Genomic DNA, 15,849 nt, shown 5'->3' with positions numbered 1-15,849 from the left:
GCCCCCCGCCACACCCGGCACACCCACCGTCGGCGCCACCACCTCCTCCTCGGTCACCCTGAACTGGAACGCCGTCGACGGCGCCACCGGCTACACCGTCCACCGGAACGGGACCAAGGCACTGTCGGTGCAGGGCACCTCGGCCACCGTCACCGGACTGGCCGCCGCCACCTCCTACGAGTTCCGCGTCAGCGCCGTCAGCGGCGCCGGCGAGTCGGCGAAGTCCGCCCCCGTCACCGCCACCACCCGCCCCAGGGGCGACGACGGCGGCAACCCCGGCACCGGTCTGCCACGCCACGCCCTCGTCGGCTACCTCCACTCCAGCTTCGCCAACGGCTCCGGCTACACGCGCATGGCCGACGTCCCCGACACCTGGGACGTCATCAACCTCGCCTTCGGCGAGCCCACCTCCACCACCTCCGGTGACATCCGCTTCACGCTCTGCCCGCCGAGCGAGTGCCCGAACGTGGAGACGGAAGAGGAGTTCAAACAGGCGATCAAGGCCAAGCAGGCGGAGGGCAAGAAGGTCCAGATCTCCATCGGGGGTCAGAACGGCCAGGTCCGCCTCACCACCACGGCCGCGCGCGACGCCTTCGTCCGCTCGGTCGCGGCGATCATCGACGAGTACGGCCTCGACGGCCTCGACATCGACTTCGAGGGACATTCCCTGTCCCTGGACGACGGCGACACCGATTTCGAGAACCCCAGGAGCCCGGTCATCGTCAACCTGATCTCGGCGCTGAAGACCCTCAAGGCCCGCTACGGCGAGGACTTCACCCTCACCATGGCCCCCGAGACCTTCTTCGTCCAGTTGGGCCACCAGTACTACGGATCAGGGCGGTGGGGCGGCCAGGACCCGCGCGCCGGAGCGTACCTGCCGGTCATCCACGCCCTGCGCGACGACCTGACGCTGCTGCACGTCCAGAACTACAACTCCGGTCCGATCATGGGGCTGGACGGCCAGTACCACACCATGGGCAACGCCGACTTCCACATCGCGATGACCGACATGCTGCTGACGGGCTTCCCCGTCGCGGGCGACCCGGACAAGGTCTTCCCCCCGCTGAAGCCCTCGCAGGTGGCGATCGGCCTGCCCGCGACCAGCCAGGCCGGTGGCGGGCACACCAGCCCCGCCGAGGTCACCAAGGCGCTGGACTGCCTCACCAAGGGCACGTCCTGCGGCACCTACCGGACGCACGGCACCTGGCCCGACCTGCGCGGACTGATGACGTGGTCGATCAACTGGGACCGCTTCGGCGGCTGGGAGTTCTCGCGGAACTTCGAAGGCCACTTCGGGCCGTGAGCGGCCGGGGTGCCCTCGGACGGAACCGCTGACTCGTACGGCGGCAGTGGTGCGTGGGCGGGTCGGCTGCCCGCAGCATGCCGCGGGGCATCGGCCGGGGTGACCGGCGAACCGCTTGCCGGAACATGGCTCTCCCGGAGTGTGTCCCCCATCCGACGCCCCTCCGCGGCCCGGCTCGGCAGAGAGGTGCGGCCTGAGCCGGGCCGGTTCCGGAAGTCGGCGGGCCGGCCGTGCCGGCCGATGCCGTCAGCTGTTGCAGAACCAGCCGTTCTGGACGTAGCCACGGGCATTGACGTTGCCCCAGGCGAAGCCGTAGACCCACTCGCTGCCGAACTCCAGGTCGACGTGCTCGACGGTGAAGGTCTGCCCGCTCGTCAGATGGGCGAAGGGCGTCCCTCCCTTCGAGTGCCTGACTCCGAGGTCCTGGGCACAGATCGTCAGCCGCTTGCCGATGCTGCCGGCCGGGGCCCAGACGTAAGGCCCCCCGGCATGGGCGGGCGTGGAGAGGCCCAGGAGCAGCGCGGTGGCCAAGGCCAGGACGGAACCGGTGGCGGCCCGCCGGGCGAGGCGCCCGCGGCGCCGACCTTCACGGAACAAGGGCCGCGACGCGAGCCGTACCGCCGGTATGGCCATGTTCTCCTCCTGCTGGTCGTGACCGGCTCCCCGCCGGTGCTGTGACTCCGTCCCCACCTCCGCGGGGCGGGCACGGACGTGCCGCCTCCGAGGCGACACGGGGACAGACTGCCCGGTTCCGCCGGCCGGGGACAGTCGGAAACACGGCGAAATCCTCCGCACCGCGGGGACCGGCGCGGCGGAGGCGGGACGGTGTCCGCGACCCCGGGAGACACATGGCGATTCCGAAGAGCCCGCCTTGTGGCCGGCGCGCCCCGAACTGACCGGCGGGCTCGACTCCGGCACCGCTCTGCCCTGTACGAAGTGGCGGCCTGGAAGCGCCACGGCGTCCGCTTCCGCCCGCCTGGTTCGTCGTCCTGCTCACCGGACGGAACCGCCGTCGGCCGGGAAGGGAGGGTCGGGTCGGTCTTCCGCCGTGCCGCCTCCGCCCAGCCGGACGGAGGCGGAGGTCACCTGCGCTTGAGCTGCTCCTTGAACGGGGCGAGGTCGGCGGGCAGAGGGGCGGGCAGTTGGGAGAGGACGTACTCGAAGTCGACCCAGGACTGCTCCCACTCCGGGTCGCCCAGCGCCGCCTGGGCATCGGAGAGCAGGAGGATGGCGCGGGCGTAGTGGGCGTGGGCGCCGACACCCTGGGCGAGCAGTTCCGCGAACCGGTCCATCGCCTCCCGGGCGGCGTCCCGCTGGCCGGTGTGCGCGTCGTTGGCCGCGTATCCGTAAGCCAGGCGCAGGGCGCCGTCCGCGCACAGCCGCAGGCTGTTGCCGGTGAGCGGGCCGAGGGACCGGTACTCGCGCACGCAGGCCGCGTAGGCGGCCACGGACTCGGGTGTGCCCTCACCGTCCAGGAGGCGCAGCACCTCGGCGTGCAGGTAGTGCACGCGGGCCAGGTCCGGGCGGAGGGCCGGGTCGTCCGCCACGAGTCGCTCGTAGGTCGCCACGGCCTGTGCCGCGTGGTCGCGGGGGGAACCCATGTCCACGTCGGCCGGGCCGGCGCTGGCCAGCATCCAGGCCAGGCGGGCCCTGGCGTCCGCGCAGGTGGGCAGGTACTGCGGTGACTCCGCGGCCAGGGGCTCGTAGAGGGTCAGGGACCGCCACGCGTCGGCGGCGCCCGCCGCGTAGTCGTTGAGCTCGCTGCGCAGGGAGGCGCGGTTGTACAACTGTCCGGCCAGCACCCAGCGGGCCTGTGCGTCGGCCGGGTCCTGCGCGACGATGGCCTCCGCGGCGGCGATGGCGCGATCCGCGAACTCCCGGGCCTCCCGCGGGCGCCCCCGCGCGCGCAGTTCCTCCGCCCTGGCGACGTTCTCGTTCACCTGGCGTTCGCGGTCCCACCGACTCGTCCCCACGCGCGACAGGCTACTGACGCGCGTGAGGAAGTCGAAGGTGCCGAAACGGCCAAATCCGCAGGCGGTGTGGTGGGCGGCGCGGTGGGCGCCGTGGGCTCGGCGGCGCAGCAGTCGCCCGCGGAGCGCTCTGCCAAGCTGCCCGGCATCCGCGTCGGCGTGGCCGTCGCCTGGCAGCGTGCGAGCGGCGGCGACTGGACGGGTACGCCGCTGACGCCGCCGCCCGCTCCGCGATCCGCACCCGTTCACAGGCAGGCGACGACACCGACCAGTCAACTGAGCCGGACCTCTTCGAAGACCGCCCTGGTCATGCGCCAATCGAACTGCACGGGTGCCGTTTCACCGTTTCAGGGGGTTTGGCGGCAAGGTTGTGGATCTCGCCGTTTCCCTGCCGTCGAATCGGCGGAGTGACGGGGAGAGAGTACTCACGGGACGGGCTGGGGGCGGCGCGGTGGAGATAAGGGGTGTACATCACGCCTACCGTCGGCAGGTGGTTCTGCGGGGTGTCGACTTGGATCTCGGGCCCGGCGTGCTGGCGGGGATCATCGGCGAGAACGGCGCGGGCAAGACGACCCTCCTGAAGATCCTCGCCGGTGAACTGCGAGCGGATCGCGGCACGGTGCGTCACGGAGGGCGTTTCGGCTACTGTCCGCAGGAGGTGGTCCTCAACGACGCCCTGACCGTCCGACAGCACCTGGAGTTCTTCAAGACGGCCTTCGCGCTGGCCGACCTGCGTCATGCCGAAGAGGCCATGGAGGCTCTGCGATTCTCTCAGTACGCCGATGTGCGCGCCGGGGCGCTCAGCGGCGGGACCCGGCAGAAGCTGAACCTCACGCTCGCGCTCATGCACGATCCGCGGGTTCTGCTGCTGGACGAGCCCTACCAGGGTTTCGACTGGGACACCTACCAGCGGTTCTGGGAACTGGCCGCCCGGTTGCGCGACGCCGGCCGTTCCGTTCTGGTGGTCTCCCACCTGGCCTACGACAGTGAACGTCTCGATCAGTTGTGGCGCCTGGAGGCGGGCGTGTTGCGCCGGGAGACGGTGGCAGCGGCATGAGCGGACGCCTGAGCCTGTTCACCACAGCCACCCGATACGACCTGATCGAGCATGCCCGCAACCGGTTCGCCATGCTGCTGGTCGTCTTCTTCATTCCCACCTGGGTCGGCTTGGTCTACCTCGCCATCCCCGACAGGGGGACTCCGTTCCAACTGACCGCCACCGGAGAGAGGCTGGCGCCGGCCGGAAACGAGCTGACGCAGATCACCGGCGCCCTCAACGCCGTCACCCTGGTCACCGGGTTCATGATGTTCGCCGCCGCCTTCACCGGCGGTCGCTTCGACCGGCGGCTGGCCATGGCCGGCTACCCCCGGACCCATCTCGTTCTGGCCAAGGCCGTCTCTTTGCTCCTGGCGTCCGCGCTCCTGGCCGCTTACGCCACCGCGGCCATGTGCGTCGCCTGGGCACCGAAGCAGCCCCACCTGCTCGCCGCCGCGCTGTTCTGCGCCGCGCTGACCTACGGGGCCATGGGCGTGATCCTGGGATCCCTGCTGCGCCGTGAGGTCGAGGGCATGTTCGCCCTGGTGATGACCAGCGTCATCGACGTCGCCCTGCAGAACCCCCTGGTCAGCGCCGGCGCCGACAACCCGCTGACGCACTTGCTGCCCACCTACGGCTCCGTCCAAGCCGCCACCGCAGCCGGTTTCTCCACCACCTCCGTGCCCGCCTACCTCGCTCTGCAGCTGCTGTGGTTCACCGCCTCCGCGCTCCTGGGCCTCCTGGCCTTCCACCACCGCACCCGCAACGCCCTGCCCCGATCAGCCCGTCCCGTGAACCGCGGAGTCGCGCAACGCCGCGCCCCTTGAAGCCCAACGGGCGCTGACTGCCGGTCAGTCCCCTTCAGCGGACTCCCATGGCTGAGGGCGTCCGCCGCATCCCCCGGCCGAGCGGAGTCAGCAGCCGCCGGCCGATCGCAGTAAGCAAGCATTCCGTCTCTCACCCTCAGGACGCCGCGCCGACGAAGGAGCACGCATGAGCAGCAGCACAACGGAGGTGGGCCGGTCCGGGATTCCGGCTCAGCCGGGTAGTGCGCCGCGCTTCTACTACCCCTCTCCGATGCCGGAGATCCCCCACGTCCCTGCAGACGTCGCGGCTCAGGTCCAAGCGTGGAAGGGGACATACGACTTCTTTCCAAGGGAGCCGGGCCCCGCGGCCCAGCAATCCCGCGGAAATGTTCTGGCCTGGTGCCTCGGAAGGTTCTCCACCCAGGAGACCAGCAAGGCAGTGCTTCACGGCATCGGCTGCATGATCGAGTGGGCGCTCATCATCGACGACGAGGTACTCGATCACGCGGACGCGCCCAGCAGGCGCGGCGAGATCATCCGTCTCGTGGGCCGGATCACGCATGTTCTGGAATCTCCTGGATACCGCGTGACAGGAAACGATAACCCTTATGTAGTGGCAGTGCACGACGTGATGGAACAGCTGCGCGCGGAGTGCACACCGACACAGATTGCCCGCCTGACCACCGGTCTGCGGTGCTTGCTCACCAGCGGCGTGCACAAGCTTCACCTGGACGAACCGACCGAAGACGAGTACCTCGCTGTGCGCATGCACGACATCGGCAGCTCCGTGTATGCCTCATGGATCGAGATGTGCGGGCCTGCCCCCATCCCGGACGAGGAATGGAACGCACCGGCGGTCCAGGCCCTGATCATGTGCACAACTCTGCTCGTCGCAGTGGAAAACGATATCGCCTCTTATCACAAGGAGAAAACAGAAGGCCAGACTTCCCCGAATTTCGTGAGCGTCCTGCAAGCAGCCCGTGGGATTTCCTTCGAGCAGGCCGTCGCCGCTGCGATCGAGACGCGCGACCGCCTGATGCTCCTTTTCCTCCGCCTGCGCGAGCGACTGATGCCCTCGGCCGAACCACCCCTGCAGTACCTCATCGAGCGGCTCGGCCACTTCATCGTCTCCAACACCGAAGCCAACTTGTGCGCGCCGCGCTACAACCCGTCACCCGCCGGACGCATGGCTCTGGAAGACGTCGTCAAGACCCCCGCCTGCTGGGCGCCCTCGCTGTCGACCACGAACACCGGCCCCCTGCCCTACCCGAGCACCTCCTGGTGGTGGGACCACTGTTGACCCTTGCCCAGGTGACAGGACACCGCAACCCGTACGCGAGCACCCGAATCGCGGGACTTCGCGTGCGGGTTGGCGGCTTTGACTCAAGGCCGGAAGGGTGGGTGCGTGCCACGGGCGAGGCGGTGCGGTCGGCCCGGCAGGAGCCCGGCACAAGGCCGGGTTGCGGGTCGGACTGCAGGAACGGCACGGCTGCCGCGGGCGGGGCCACGCGAGCGGTGCCGGGGTGGGGCCGAGTCCTGCGACCGTAGTCCCGACGATGGTGTGGTACTGCCGGTACCGCTGGTACCGTGGGGGCCATGTCGGAGTCGAAGGCAATGAATCTGCGGTTTCCCGACCCGGAGCAGCGGGCCGCGATCGCGGCGGCCGCCCGGGAAGCGGGAGTGAGCATGCAGGAGTACATCCTGTCGGCCGCCTACGACCGCGCCACCGCCGTGGAGCGACGGTTCCTGGACGCCTTCAGAGCGTCGATGGCCCGCAGCGGCGCGGCGTTCGCCGCCGAGCCCGGCGCCGGCGATCCCACCGCCGAGCAGCGGGCCGCCGAACGGGCCGCCCGGCACGAGATGGGCCGGCACGCGCGGCCGGGGCGGGGCGACGCCGCGTGAGCGAGCCCGACCCGGCCCACCGGCTGGACGTTCCCTTCCTGCTGCACGCCGCCGAACTCCTCGACGGTGACCCCCAAGTCGACGACCTGGGGCCGCTGTACGCGGCGGTCGCCCGCACCGGCGCCCAGGCCCTGGGCCACGAGGTCTACGGTTCACCGCATCTCAAGGCCGGCGCGCTGCTGCAGACCCTGGCCAAGCTCCCCTGCCTGGAACACTCGAACGAGGCGTTCGCCTGGCACTCGACCGAAGCTTTCCTCGCCCTGAACGGCCACCGACTGGACTACCCGCCCAAGGAAGCCGTCGCCCTGGTACGGGACGCGGCCTCCGGCACGCTCGGAGTCGCCGGCATAGCCCGCCGACTGCGCACCTGGACCACCACCTGAACCTGGCGCCCATACCCTGCCCCCCTGCGAGCCCTCCCGGTTGTCTGCCGCCGGCCGCCGGCCGCGCCGGGGACGCCGGAGGTGGAACGGCCTGATGCACCCGGAGTACCGCGGAACCCGAAACCACATCGAGGTGTGGAACGAACGCGCCCTGCCGCCCGGCGCCGTACGGCTTCGGATCTGGGCGGTGCTGCGCGGCCCGCTGGCGCCCCTCCTGCTGTGGGCGGGCATCGCCTGTGGTGTGTACGTCGTCTACGGCCCGGCCGTGGCCGCGGTCCTCGGCGGGCTCTTCGCCTGCTGCTTCGCCGCGGGGTTCGGCCTGCGCCGCAGGGCAGGGCACTCCGCCCGGTGCAGCGTCCACGGTGCGCCGGGCGGAGTGCTGGACAAATCCATGGTCGGCTTCTGAAGCACTCCCCCCTCCCGCGGCCTTGGGATGGCCCCGGCCCGGGCGGGCGGACCGGAGCCGAGGACGGTGCCGGTGTGCTCCGCCGCCGTCCCCCGCCCGTCCTCGCCTGGGCTCAGGAGGCCGGCCACCTGTGTGTATGCGGCGCCTCCGCGCGGCTGGCCGCTTCGGCAGTTCGTTGCCGTGGGTGGGTGCGGCCGGAAGAGGTGGTGTCCTGCCTTGGCCGACCTAAGGGCTGTCCCGTAACCGATCTTTGAGTCGAGATGGGCAGGGCAGTTGCGGCGCGTGCGCTCGCCGCTATCCGGCCAAGGCGAGGTTGTGTAAACGGGCAATGCCGAGCATGGCGTGGTGGACTCCGTCGCCTTTGAGTCGGCAGTCGCGGAGGATCTTCCAGGTCTTCATGCGGGCGAAGACGTGCTCGACACGGGCCCGAACCTGCTTGTGGGAGCGGTTGTGTTCCTCCTTCCAGGCCGGGAGTCCAGCCTGGCCGCGCTCGTGACGGTGAGGGATCACGAGTCCCGTGCCCGGATAGCCGCCATCGGCGATCGTGAGCGTCCTGCCGACGGCAGCTTTGGCGCCAGACTCCTCCCACGCCTTGCAGTCGTTGCGGTTGCCGGCAAGCGGCTGGCCAACCACCACGACCAGGCGGCTGTCGGCGTCGATCACGACCTGGTGGTTCGTGGAATACCGATAGTTCTTCGACCGCTCGGCCACGGTGTGATCGCGGGTCGGGACGAGAGTGCCGTCCACGATGAGCACGGTGCCCTTGGCGAACCGCTTGCGCGGCTGGAGCGCGAGTATCGGCCCTAGATGGTCAATGATGCGGCCCGCCGCTGACTTGGACACTCCGAACAGAGGGCCGAGCTGGCGCATGGTGAGGTTCGTTCGCCAGTAGGTGGCGACCAGCAGCACCCTGTCCTCGAGCGGAAGGCTCCACGGCCGGCCCCTGCGTCTCGCGTCTGCCCCTTCGCGTCGCAGCATGGTCACCAGCTTCCGGAACAGCCTCGGGCTGAGCCCAGTGAACGGGCCTATCAAAGACGACTCTGACGCCGTGATCACACCAGTCACGCCAAGATCATCACACCGAGGTCAACCGGAGGTCCCCGGCCCAGCTCTCACAACGGACCCGACCCGTGAGGAACGTGAGCTCCAGGGCGACGCGCCCAGTGTTCGGCGCATGTTCCTCCCGCACCGCCAAAACATCCTCCCCGATGTGGTCCGCGAACGGCGTCTGCTCACCGATCGCCCCCACTGTGACGCGCCCCGAGGTGCCCATGTCGTAGCCGATGTGCGGCTTCGACGCCTCAACGATCAGACACCCATCCGATCCGGTCGTGAGGTGGGTGACGGCACCCCGGTCATCGATCAGCCACACATCCATCGGGCCTGCAAGGCCATCACTGCCGTACAAATGCCACGAGCCGACGACCTCCACGAGCCGACGACCCACCAAGCTCTGCGCGCTCACCCCAGCACCATGAAGCGGGCACTCGTTCGACTTCTCAGGCTCCATCGGCCGACAGTACCGTCGGTCGATCTCCCAGGTCACAGCGTTATACGGGACAGCCCTTAGGGCAGGGGGGCTTGTTTCACCGGGCCGGGCCGGAGAGTATGCCGACAGGGCGGCGGACGCCAGGTCCGTGAAGCCTGGGGCCGCAGGAACGTGGTCTGGGGGATGGGGGCAGTGGGGACGAAGGTGAAGCATGAGTGGGTCATGTGGGCGGCGCTGGCGGTCTCCCTGGTCGCCTGCGTGATGGTGCCGTTCTTCGGGTCCGCCGGGCCGTCGAGGGTGATCCCCTTCGTGGTCGCCACATCGATCGCCGTCAACATCGGCCGGCTGCGCAGCGAAGCCCGCCGAGCAGAGCAGCGCCGATAACGACAGCAGCCTCTGAGGCACCCGCGCAGCCGGCCGCTGATGTACCGCGGTGCGCCGGAACCGCAGCGCAGCCCGTCCTCTGTCCGGCGGAGTAAGAACCAAGAACCGGCCACGGGAAGCTGAGCGGGCAATACGGCGGCCTTCCGCGTCTGCCCGAACACCCGGACACACCCCGGCTGCCTGCGCCGGCGGCGGGGTCCTCAAGCCGTCCGCTGCTGCCCAAGCGGTACCGGCACCGTCGTCGCGTCGGCCACCCGGTCGGTGACGGAGCCACGGAGAGCGCTCGGCTGCCGGTGCGGCCGACGCCGGCGGTCACCGCTTGGGCTCGCAGCGCCGCTCCGCGCGCTCAGGGAGAAGGCGGTCAGGTGTGTCGGCCCCTTATATGGCAGGATGCCGAAGATCAGCGAGTGGGGGAAGATTGATGTTTCGACGGGCTGCCGTGCTGGGCGCCTCGTGTACGTTGCTGCTCCTCACCGCGTGCGGTAACGGCAGCGACAGTGATCACGGGGACGGCGGTGAGGGCTGGAAACCGCCCGTGGGAACGGCTCAGGCCGAGCAGGTCGCGCGGCGCACGGCGCTCACGCCGCAGCAGTGGGGGAAGGATTTCCAGCGACGGAACGGCAACTACGAGTACGACCTGAGCGAGATATCGATGGGTCGGCCCGATGAGGACTGCCGCTGGCAGCAGGACCCCGACCCATCCACCGATCTGGTGGGATGGGTCCGCAACGTGGAGGCCCCCGGCTCGGGACCATCGGGTTCGATCATCAGCGAGGCTGATTCGATGGTTCTCGTGCACGAGCGGCAGTCCACCGCCCGCCTCCAACTCCCGGACATGCGCGCCGCCTTGGACCAGTGCCGGACCTGGTACTACGGCGACGCGCTGCGCTACGACGACATCCACATGGACAACGCCGGGATCGACGGCGTGGACGAGATCCTGGCCTGGTCGGCCACCTCCTCCCAGACCGCGCAGGGCCAAAAGGCTCCCCGAGGGCCCTGGCCGGTTTCGGAGATCATGGCACGCAAGGGCCCGGTCGTCCTCCACGCCCGCATCACCGCCGATCCCGACGCCTACAGCGCGCAGGCGCTGCGCATCCGCGCAGCCCGGGCGATGCAGACGATGGTTGCGCACCTGACCGGCGAAGAGTGACCTGCCTGCGGCTGGCCCGCCGGTAGGCCGGTCAGGGTTCCATGGCCGGGAGGGTGCGGTCGAGTCCGGCGGCGATGTGCCGGATGCCGGCGGGTTGGGTGATGCGGCCGCGGGGCGGCGGCCGCCGCCGGCACGGTGACCGGGAGGTGCTGGCCGCGATCATCTCCGTGACCACCTCGGGATGTACCTGGCAACAGTTGCCGTCTGCGTCGTTCGGTCCGTCCGGGGCAACCGCGCACCGGCGGTTCGCCGAGTGGGGCCGGGCGCGGGCGTGGGCCGGGCTGCACCGCCTGGTGCTGGACGAGCTCGGTGCCCGGGGCGAGCTGGATCGGACCCGCTGCGCGATCAACTCGGTGACCATGCGGGCGATGAAAAGGGGGAGCTGACCGGCCTGAATCTTGTCGATCGGGGCAAGTACGGCTCGAAGGCCCACTTGATCACCGACCGGAATGGTCTGCCCTTCTCGGTCGGTATCTCCGGAGCCAACACCCACGACAGCCAAGCCCTCGTCCCGCTCGTGCGCGGTATCCCGCCCATCCGCTCCCGACGGGGCCCACGCCGTCGGCGTCCGGCGAAACTGCACGCCGACAAGGGCTACGACTACGACCACCTGCGGCGATGGCTTCGACTTCGCGGCATCCGCCACCGCATCGCCCGCAAGGGCGTCGACTCCTCACAACGACTCGGCCGCCGCCGATGGGTGGTCGAGAGAACGGTGTCCTGGTCGGCCGGCTGCCGTCGACTCCACCGCCGCTACGAACGCAAAGCCGAACACTTTCTGGCCTTCACCAGCATCGCCTGCCCCCTCATCCGCTACCGCCGACTCGCCAAATGAGATGGCTTGTAAATTTCGTCTAAACGAGATTGCAGGCTTGTCTCAATTCCTGCACCTTCGCAGGTCATAGCACTGATTTGCCGACCAAACCCACTTGATTACCTTTTCACTCCTTGCAGCACTGTAGGCCAGAGAACCAGAAGAAAGCCTTCAACCTGCAATCCACTTGAGACGACATAGCCACGGGGGGAGGGGTGGGGCCGGTCGGGTTGGCGGATTCCTGATGCGTGGGGATGCATTCAGCATGTAGAGTCTGGGAAAACACACCATCCCCGGAGAGCGAGGAACCGGCCCGTATCTGGAACTACAGAGGGTCCGATATTCCATCAATACACTCTTGTGACAGTCGTCCGATTTCAGCCAGTACGTGGTCTGCATACGGATGTACTCCTGCTTTCAGGTCGTCGCTCCAGACTTCCTCGGAGTATCGGCACGTGAGATACAACCTCCTGGCATGTTCCAGGACGGGGCGATGCTCTGGCGGGAGCCGGGTGAGAACCCAGTCGGCGGCGGTGTTCTTCGGCTTGATATCGCCGGTGGCGAGCGTGGTCCAGATACGGGCAAGGGTCAGCACGACGTTGCGGGTGTCACTGTCCAGATCGTCGAGCAGCTCGGGGATGCCCGCCACACTCGCCTGTACCAGGTCCGCGTGCGGGATGGGGTCGAAGACCTGGGCCGGGGGCTGGCCGACAAGGGGGTGGTCGCCGGCCAGCACCATCGTCACCAGCAGGGCCAGATCCGGCATCGGCACCGGTTGTGGGACTCCCCCGGCCTCGAACTCCTCGCGCATCCACTCGCCGTACAGAAAGTCACCGGTCGGCGGAAACCGCCAGGGACGCACGTCGGGCTGGGAGACGACGGTGAGTTCGATCGGGCGCATCCCGGCTTCCATACCGGAGATCTGGAGCAGCCCTGCGAGGAGTACCCGCCGTTCCCGGTCCTTCATCCGTCGCCGGGAGACGACGAGAACGTCCACGTCGCTGGCCGGCCGCAGGCCACCCAGCACAGAGGAGCCGTGAAGATACACGCCGATGACCTCGGCCCCCAGAGTGTCACTCACCAAGTCCACAACATCCCGGGTCTGGTCCATCGCTCCAGCATCAGCCGCCGGCCGAAGAAGCCGCAACCGAATTCACCCGTCAACGCACACAGACGCTCCAGACGCTGCACTAAAGCCTTTGCCATGCAATTTCCTATGTACATAACACCCGCTCCTCATATATTGTTAGCTCCGTTACCGCACGCAAGAAGGCCCTCGTGCGGAGAGAGGAAAGAATGGCTGATATCAAGCTCCGGCCGCATCAAGCGGAAGCGGTGAACGCGATTGTCCGCGCGCAGCAGGTACGAGTTCGACGTATCGCCGATCCGTGTGGCTGGATACCGAAGAGCGCTGAAACAGCGCGTACGGAACTCTGGCGAGCTCGTGCACGATAGGACAATGCCCGAAGACGAAGTCCGCCGGCTGGCCCAGGGGATCCTCGACCGCTTGGGCCAGTCCGGTCAGTCCTGGCACGTCACGGAGATCGCACCCGTCGATCGCACCCCCTTCAGGATGCCGGAGGAAGCTCTTCTGGAAGGCGTGGCCGCCGTCGAATCCGAGGTCGTGTTCATCGCCGACAGCTCAGCCGAGCAGCCGGAGACCCTCGCGGCGCATTTCACGCTGGGAGTGGACCGTGCGGAGGCCGTCATGTCTCTCGCCTCCCAACTGCAGGACCACCTCATCGAAGCCGCATGCGGTGATCCGATTCCCCCCTGCCCTGGGCACCCGCACCCTCTGGTGGCCCACGTCGTCGCCGGGGAGCCTGTCTGGGAATGCCCGCAGTCCCCGGTTCATCATCGAGAGCTCATCGTTCCGCTCGACTGAGCGGCGTATGGTCCGGCGGCTCCAGCCGAGCCGGCCGCCGCCGTCCTGCCCTTCATCGGGCCCTGACCGAACGCACAGCGGTGCCGCAGCCGTGGTGGCGGCCTGGTGTGGTCGCGAACATGATCTCCTCCAGGATGCCGACCGCCTCGCGGGGTTCCTCGTCAGCGGCCCAGTCCTTCGGCAGACACAGAGCCCGGTCGATCACCACCCTCGCGGTCTGGGTGACGGCGGCGAGGTGGACGGCTACCTGGCACAGGCTCACGTCCTTGAGCGCGCCGGAGCACTGGCGGCCATCTCCCACGCAGTCGGTGGAGGACTTCGCGTTCCCGATCTCGTCCGCGACCAGCACCACATTCTGGCTTGCGGGTTCCTGCACGAGGAGACGGGCGATCTCCCCCCTGGCCCGGTCGCGGTCGAACCTCGGCTCTACAACAGGTGCTGCGGCCGGCGCGGACCGGGATGCCCCAGCGCCTGGGCCAGGGTCCAGCAGTTCCGGATGTCCACCTCCCAGCAGCCCGGCGTTCGTCTCCGCCACCGCCCGCGTCTCATGCCGCGCGAAACAGCCCGCGATCGCGTCCATCACCGCTGTGAACACCCGGTCCCGGACGGCTTGGGCTACCGTGACCTCCACGGCCACCGCTTCCTGGAACATCGCCGCGAACGTTCACGACCGTGGTGGCCGTACCCATGCCCCCGCCCGGCCCCGCAGAGAGCTGACCAGCGCAGACACCAGGACTACAGCTGCCGTGTCAGTACCGGCGGGAACCGGTCAGACACCCACCGCCACGGCAAGCACGCCACAGGAAAAACGTATCGGCCGTTCGGGTGAAGCGGCTTTCCTGCACAGACGGTTCATCAGCTCATTCCACTTCCGGAAAATGCCTATGCGCGCTGTCATCGCGCTCCCCCCTGCCACCACAGCCTTCATTCAGGGGGTTTGGCCCGCCGACAGAAAGCCGACACGGTGGGGCGAAGACACCGCACTGGAGGCCCCCGCCCACCTTGGGTTCAACCAGTCCTCGCACCACCCCTGATCAGAGAGGTGCGTTGTGGGACGACCAGCGGATTGGATGACGGAGTTGACGAGGCGGTCGCCCATGAAGCCGCCGGGACGGCCCTCGACGCGGCGGGAGGTCGAGAGACTGTTCTGGCGTGAGATCTCCGAGGGGCTGCTCGGTGAGGAGGCAGCGGCTGCTGTCGGCGTGTCCCCGGGCGGCCGGCGCCCACCCGTCTTCCACGTTCCGGGCAGGATGCCTTCGTGCATCACATCCTGTGCGGGCTCGCCTCCAACCCGGCCCTGTCACCCGAACTGGTCGACCGGCTGATATCCATCGCGGACGACGACATCGCCGCGAACCTCGCCTGCCGCGCGGACCTCGGCCGCGCACAGGCGGTCGCCTTGGCCGAGCGCGTCGGCGGGAGCGTGATGCGGCTCGCGTACGAGGGGCGGCTGACCGCCGCCGACATCGATCCCTCTGCCCGGCCGGATGCCGCCCTCGCCCTGCTCGACCAGGGCGCCGGACACCCGGAGTGGGCGCGGCACCTGGCGGCGGACCCGCTCCCTGAGCGCCGGGAGAAGCTTGCGGCCTGCCCCGGCCTCCCGTCCGATGTGGTGGACACGCTCGCGGCGGACCCGGATGTACGGGTCGTCGCCGAGCTCGCCTTGTGGGCCGCACCGGATGTGGCCACACGGCTCGCGGCGCATCCGCACGCCGAGGTCCGCCGCGCTGTGGCGGCGAACGAGACAGCTCCTCCGGCCGTACTGGCAGCGCTGGTGACCGGGGAGGGTCTGCCCGCGGCACGGCACTGTCTGGGGCGATGACACCTACCGGCAGCTTGCCCACCGGCCCGCACACTCATGACCTGCCCCCTCAACCCATGCAGGACACAGGGCTACCAATCAGATGTGTCCTACGTCGTGAGTGATGCGATCGGCGTAACCACGGCGGGGTGATGTTTCCGCCCACCCGGAGAATGCGTCGTGTTCTGCTGCGACGAGAAGCCTCGGCCCCAGGCACCGGCTCGCAATGCCCCGATTCTGCCGCTGCGGCCCGGAATCCCCGAAAGGCGGGCCCACGACTATTTCGGAGTGCACCACCGCTCTGTTCACCGTACTGAAAGTGGCCACCGACAAGGTCGTCGACCCCCGTTGGACCTGTCGAACACAGCGCGACCCCCATTTGCGCGCCATCACATCCAATGGAGTTACCCCACACCGAGTCGTTCAGCTACACCGTTGAACGATCGTTACGCTCAAACCACCACGAACTGCTTCAGCGGCAGTGGGGAAGTCCAGCCAGCGCCATCACGCCCCCGGT

Annotated in this window: 16 protein-coding genes and 2 pseudogenes; 12 read left to right on the top strand and 6 right to left on the bottom strand. The window is 68.9% G+C overall.

The genetic code is table 11. The features are described from left to right. Positions 1-1,303, top strand: a 1,303-nt coding sequence (locus L7D48_RS03355) for a chitinase (protein ID WP_237877218.1), incomplete at its 5' end; no start/stop codon positions are given. A gap of 246 nt (positions 1,304-1,549) precedes the next feature. On the opposite strand, the gene L7D48_RS03350 is transcribed toward L7D48_RS03355, so the two are convergent. Continuing rightward, on the bottom strand, positions 1,550-1,834 hold the full coding sequence (locus L7D48_RS03350) for a hypothetical protein (RefSeq protein WP_237877216.1): 285 nt from the start codon (positions 1,832-1,834) through the stop codon (positions 1,550-1,552). Between the two features lie 551 nt (positions 1,835-2,385). After that, on the bottom strand, positions 2,386-3,276 hold the full coding sequence (locus L7D48_RS03345) for a hypothetical protein (protein WP_237877214.1): 891 nt from the start codon (positions 3,274-3,276) through the stop codon (positions 2,386-2,388). Between the two features lie 448 nt (positions 3,277-3,724). On the opposite strand from L7D48_RS03345, the gene L7D48_RS03340 reads away from it, so the two are divergent. From L7D48_RS03340 to L7D48_RS03315, 6 genes are all read left to right on the top strand, one after another. Next, positions 3,725-4,330, top strand: a complete 606-nt coding sequence (locus L7D48_RS03340; protein WP_237877212.1) for an ATP-binding cassette domain-containing protein — start codon at positions 3,725-3,727, stop codon at positions 4,328-4,330. After that, positions 4,327-5,136, top strand: a complete 810-nt coding sequence (locus L7D48_RS03335; RefSeq protein ID WP_237877210.1) for an ABC transporter permease — start codon at positions 4,327-4,329, stop codon at positions 5,134-5,136. The genes L7D48_RS03340 and L7D48_RS03335 overlap by 4 nt, the downstream gene beginning before the upstream one ends. 166 nt (positions 5,137-5,302) lie before the next feature. Continuing rightward, the gene (locus tag L7D48_RS03330) at positions 5,303-6,415 is read left to right on the top strand and encodes a terpene synthase family protein (protein WP_237877208.1); all 1,113 of its coding nucleotides are present in this window, start codon (positions 5,303-5,305) and stop codon (positions 6,413-6,415) included. Positions 6,416-6,711: 296 nt separating this feature from the next. Continuing rightward, positions 6,712-7,017 carry a DUF1778 domain-containing protein gene (locus tag L7D48_RS03325; RefSeq protein ID WP_237877206.1) on the top strand — a complete coding sequence of 102 codons (306 nt, stop codon included), beginning with the start codon at positions 6,712-6,714 and terminating at the stop codon, positions 7,015-7,017. Further along, positions 7,014-7,400 (top strand): fic family toxin-antitoxin system, toxin component, encoded by a 387-nt coding sequence (locus L7D48_RS03320; protein WP_237877204.1) that lies wholly within the window; start codon positions 7,014-7,016, stop codon positions 7,398-7,400. The genes L7D48_RS03325 and L7D48_RS03320 overlap by 4 nt, the downstream gene beginning before the upstream one ends. Positions 7,401-7,494: 94 nt before the next feature. Next, on the top strand, positions 7,495-7,806 hold the full coding sequence (locus L7D48_RS03315) for a hypothetical protein (protein ID WP_237877202.1): 312 nt from the start codon (positions 7,495-7,497) through the stop codon (positions 7,804-7,806). Positions 7,807-8,100: 294 nt separating this feature from the next. On the opposite strand, the gene L7D48_RS03310 is transcribed toward L7D48_RS03315, so the two are convergent. Together L7D48_RS03310 and L7D48_RS03305 are read right to left on the bottom strand one after the other, a co-directional pair. Continuing rightward, the gene (locus L7D48_RS03310) at positions 8,101-8,871 is read right to left on the bottom strand and encodes a transposase (protein ID WP_237877200.1); all 771 of its coding nucleotides are present in this window, start codon (positions 8,869-8,871) and stop codon (positions 8,101-8,103) included. A 10-nt stretch (positions 8,872-8,881) separates the two neighbouring features. Next, positions 8,882-9,316, bottom strand: a complete 435-nt coding sequence (locus L7D48_RS03305) for a hypothetical protein (protein ID WP_237877198.1) — start codon at positions 9,314-9,316, stop codon at positions 8,882-8,884. 183 nt (positions 9,317-9,499) lie between these two features. Here L7D48_RS03305 and L7D48_RS03300 point away from each other — a divergent pair, with 183 nt between their 5' ends. The 3 genes and pseudogenes from L7D48_RS03300 to L7D48_RS03290 form a co-directional block, all read left to right on the top strand. Continuing rightward, on the top strand, positions 9,500-9,679 hold the full coding sequence (locus L7D48_RS03300) for a hypothetical protein (protein WP_237877195.1): 180 nt from the start codon (positions 9,500-9,502) through the stop codon (positions 9,677-9,679). Between the two features lie 421 nt (positions 9,680-10,100). Next, positions 10,101-10,832: a hypothetical protein gene (locus L7D48_RS03295; RefSeq protein ID WP_237877193.1), complete on the top strand. Its 732-nt coding sequence runs from the start codon at positions 10,101-10,103 to the stop codon at positions 10,830-10,832. 101 nt (positions 10,833-10,933) lie between these two features. Next, positions 10,934-11,667: pseudogene (locus L7D48_RS03290) on the top strand (IS5 family transposase); the annotation flags it as partial. A gap of 304 nt (positions 11,668-11,971) precedes the next feature. On the opposite strand, the gene L7D48_RS03285 reads toward L7D48_RS03290, so the two are convergent. Beyond that, positions 11,972-12,757 carry an aminoglycoside adenylyltransferase family protein gene (locus L7D48_RS03285; RefSeq protein WP_237877192.1) on the bottom strand — a complete coding sequence of 262 codons (786 nt, stop codon included), beginning with the start codon at positions 12,755-12,757 and terminating at the stop codon, positions 11,972-11,974. Between the two features lie 348 nt (positions 12,758-13,105). Here L7D48_RS03285 and L7D48_RS03280 point away from each other — a divergent pair, with 348 nt between their 5' ends. Beyond that, on the top strand, positions 13,106-13,531 hold the full coding sequence (locus L7D48_RS03280) for a hypothetical protein (protein ID WP_237877190.1): 426 nt from the start codon (positions 13,106-13,108) through the stop codon (positions 13,529-13,531). A 52-nt stretch (positions 13,532-13,583) separates the two neighbouring features. Here the strand turns inward: L7D48_RS03280 and L7D48_RS03275 are convergent, their stop codons facing one another. Continuing rightward, positions 13,584-14,183, bottom strand: a complete 600-nt coding sequence (locus L7D48_RS03275; protein ID WP_237877188.1) for a transposase — start codon at positions 14,181-14,183, stop codon at positions 13,584-13,586. Between the two features lie 606 nt (positions 14,184-14,789). Between L7D48_RS03275 and L7D48_RS03270 the strand changes: the two are divergent. Next, a pseudogene (locus L7D48_RS03270) lies at positions 14,790-15,344 on the top strand (hypothetical protein); the annotation flags it as partial. Positions 15,345-15,849 lie beyond the last annotated feature (505 nt).

Origin of the sequence: Streptomyces sp. ICN903 (assembly GCF_022015835.1) — a bacterium.
Taxonomy (GTDB): Bacteria; Actinomycetota; Actinomycetes; order Streptomycetales; family Streptomycetaceae; genus Streptomyces; species Streptomyces fenghuangensis.
Note: the sequence above shows the minus strand (reverse complement) of the source record. Positions and strands in the feature narration are given on the sequence as shown.

What these genes read in the sequence shown, in the direction of transcription:
- L7D48_RS03335 (WP_237877210.1), top strand. Translation starts at nt 4,327, where the DNA reads ATGAGCGGACGCCTGAGCCTGTTCACCACAGCCACCCGATACGACCTG.
- L7D48_RS03330 (WP_237877208.1), top strand. Translation starts at nt 5,303, where the DNA reads ATGAGCAGCAGCACAACGGAGGTGGGCCGGTCCGGGATTCCGGCTCAG.
- L7D48_RS03325 (WP_237877206.1), top strand. Translation starts at nt 6,712, where the DNA reads ATGTCGGAGTCGAAGGCAATGAATCTGCGGTTTCCCGACCCGGAGCAG.
- L7D48_RS03315 (WP_237877202.1), top strand. Translation starts at nt 7,495, where the DNA reads ATGCACCCGGAGTACCGCGGAACCCGAAACCACATCGAGGTGTGGAAC.
- L7D48_RS03305 (WP_237877198.1), bottom strand. Translation starts at nt 9,316, where the DNA reads ATGGAGCCTGAGAAGTCGAACGAGTGCCCGCTTCATGGTGCTGGGGTG.
- L7D48_RS03295 (WP_237877193.1), top strand. Translation starts at nt 10,101, where the DNA reads ATGTTTCGACGGGCTGCCGTGCTGGGCGCCTCGTGTACGTTGCTGCTC.
- L7D48_RS03285 (WP_237877192.1), bottom strand. Translation starts at nt 12,757, where the DNA reads ATGGACCAGACCCGGGATGTTGTGGACTTGGTGAGTGACACTCTGGGG.
- L7D48_RS03280 (WP_237877190.1), top strand. Translation starts at nt 13,106, where the DNA reads ATGCCCGAAGACGAAGTCCGCCGGCTGGCCCAGGGGATCCTCGACCGC.
- L7D48_RS03275 (WP_237877188.1), bottom strand. Translation starts at nt 14,183, where the DNA reads ATGTTCCAGGAAGCGGTGGCCGTGGAGGTCACGGTAGCCCAAGCCGTC.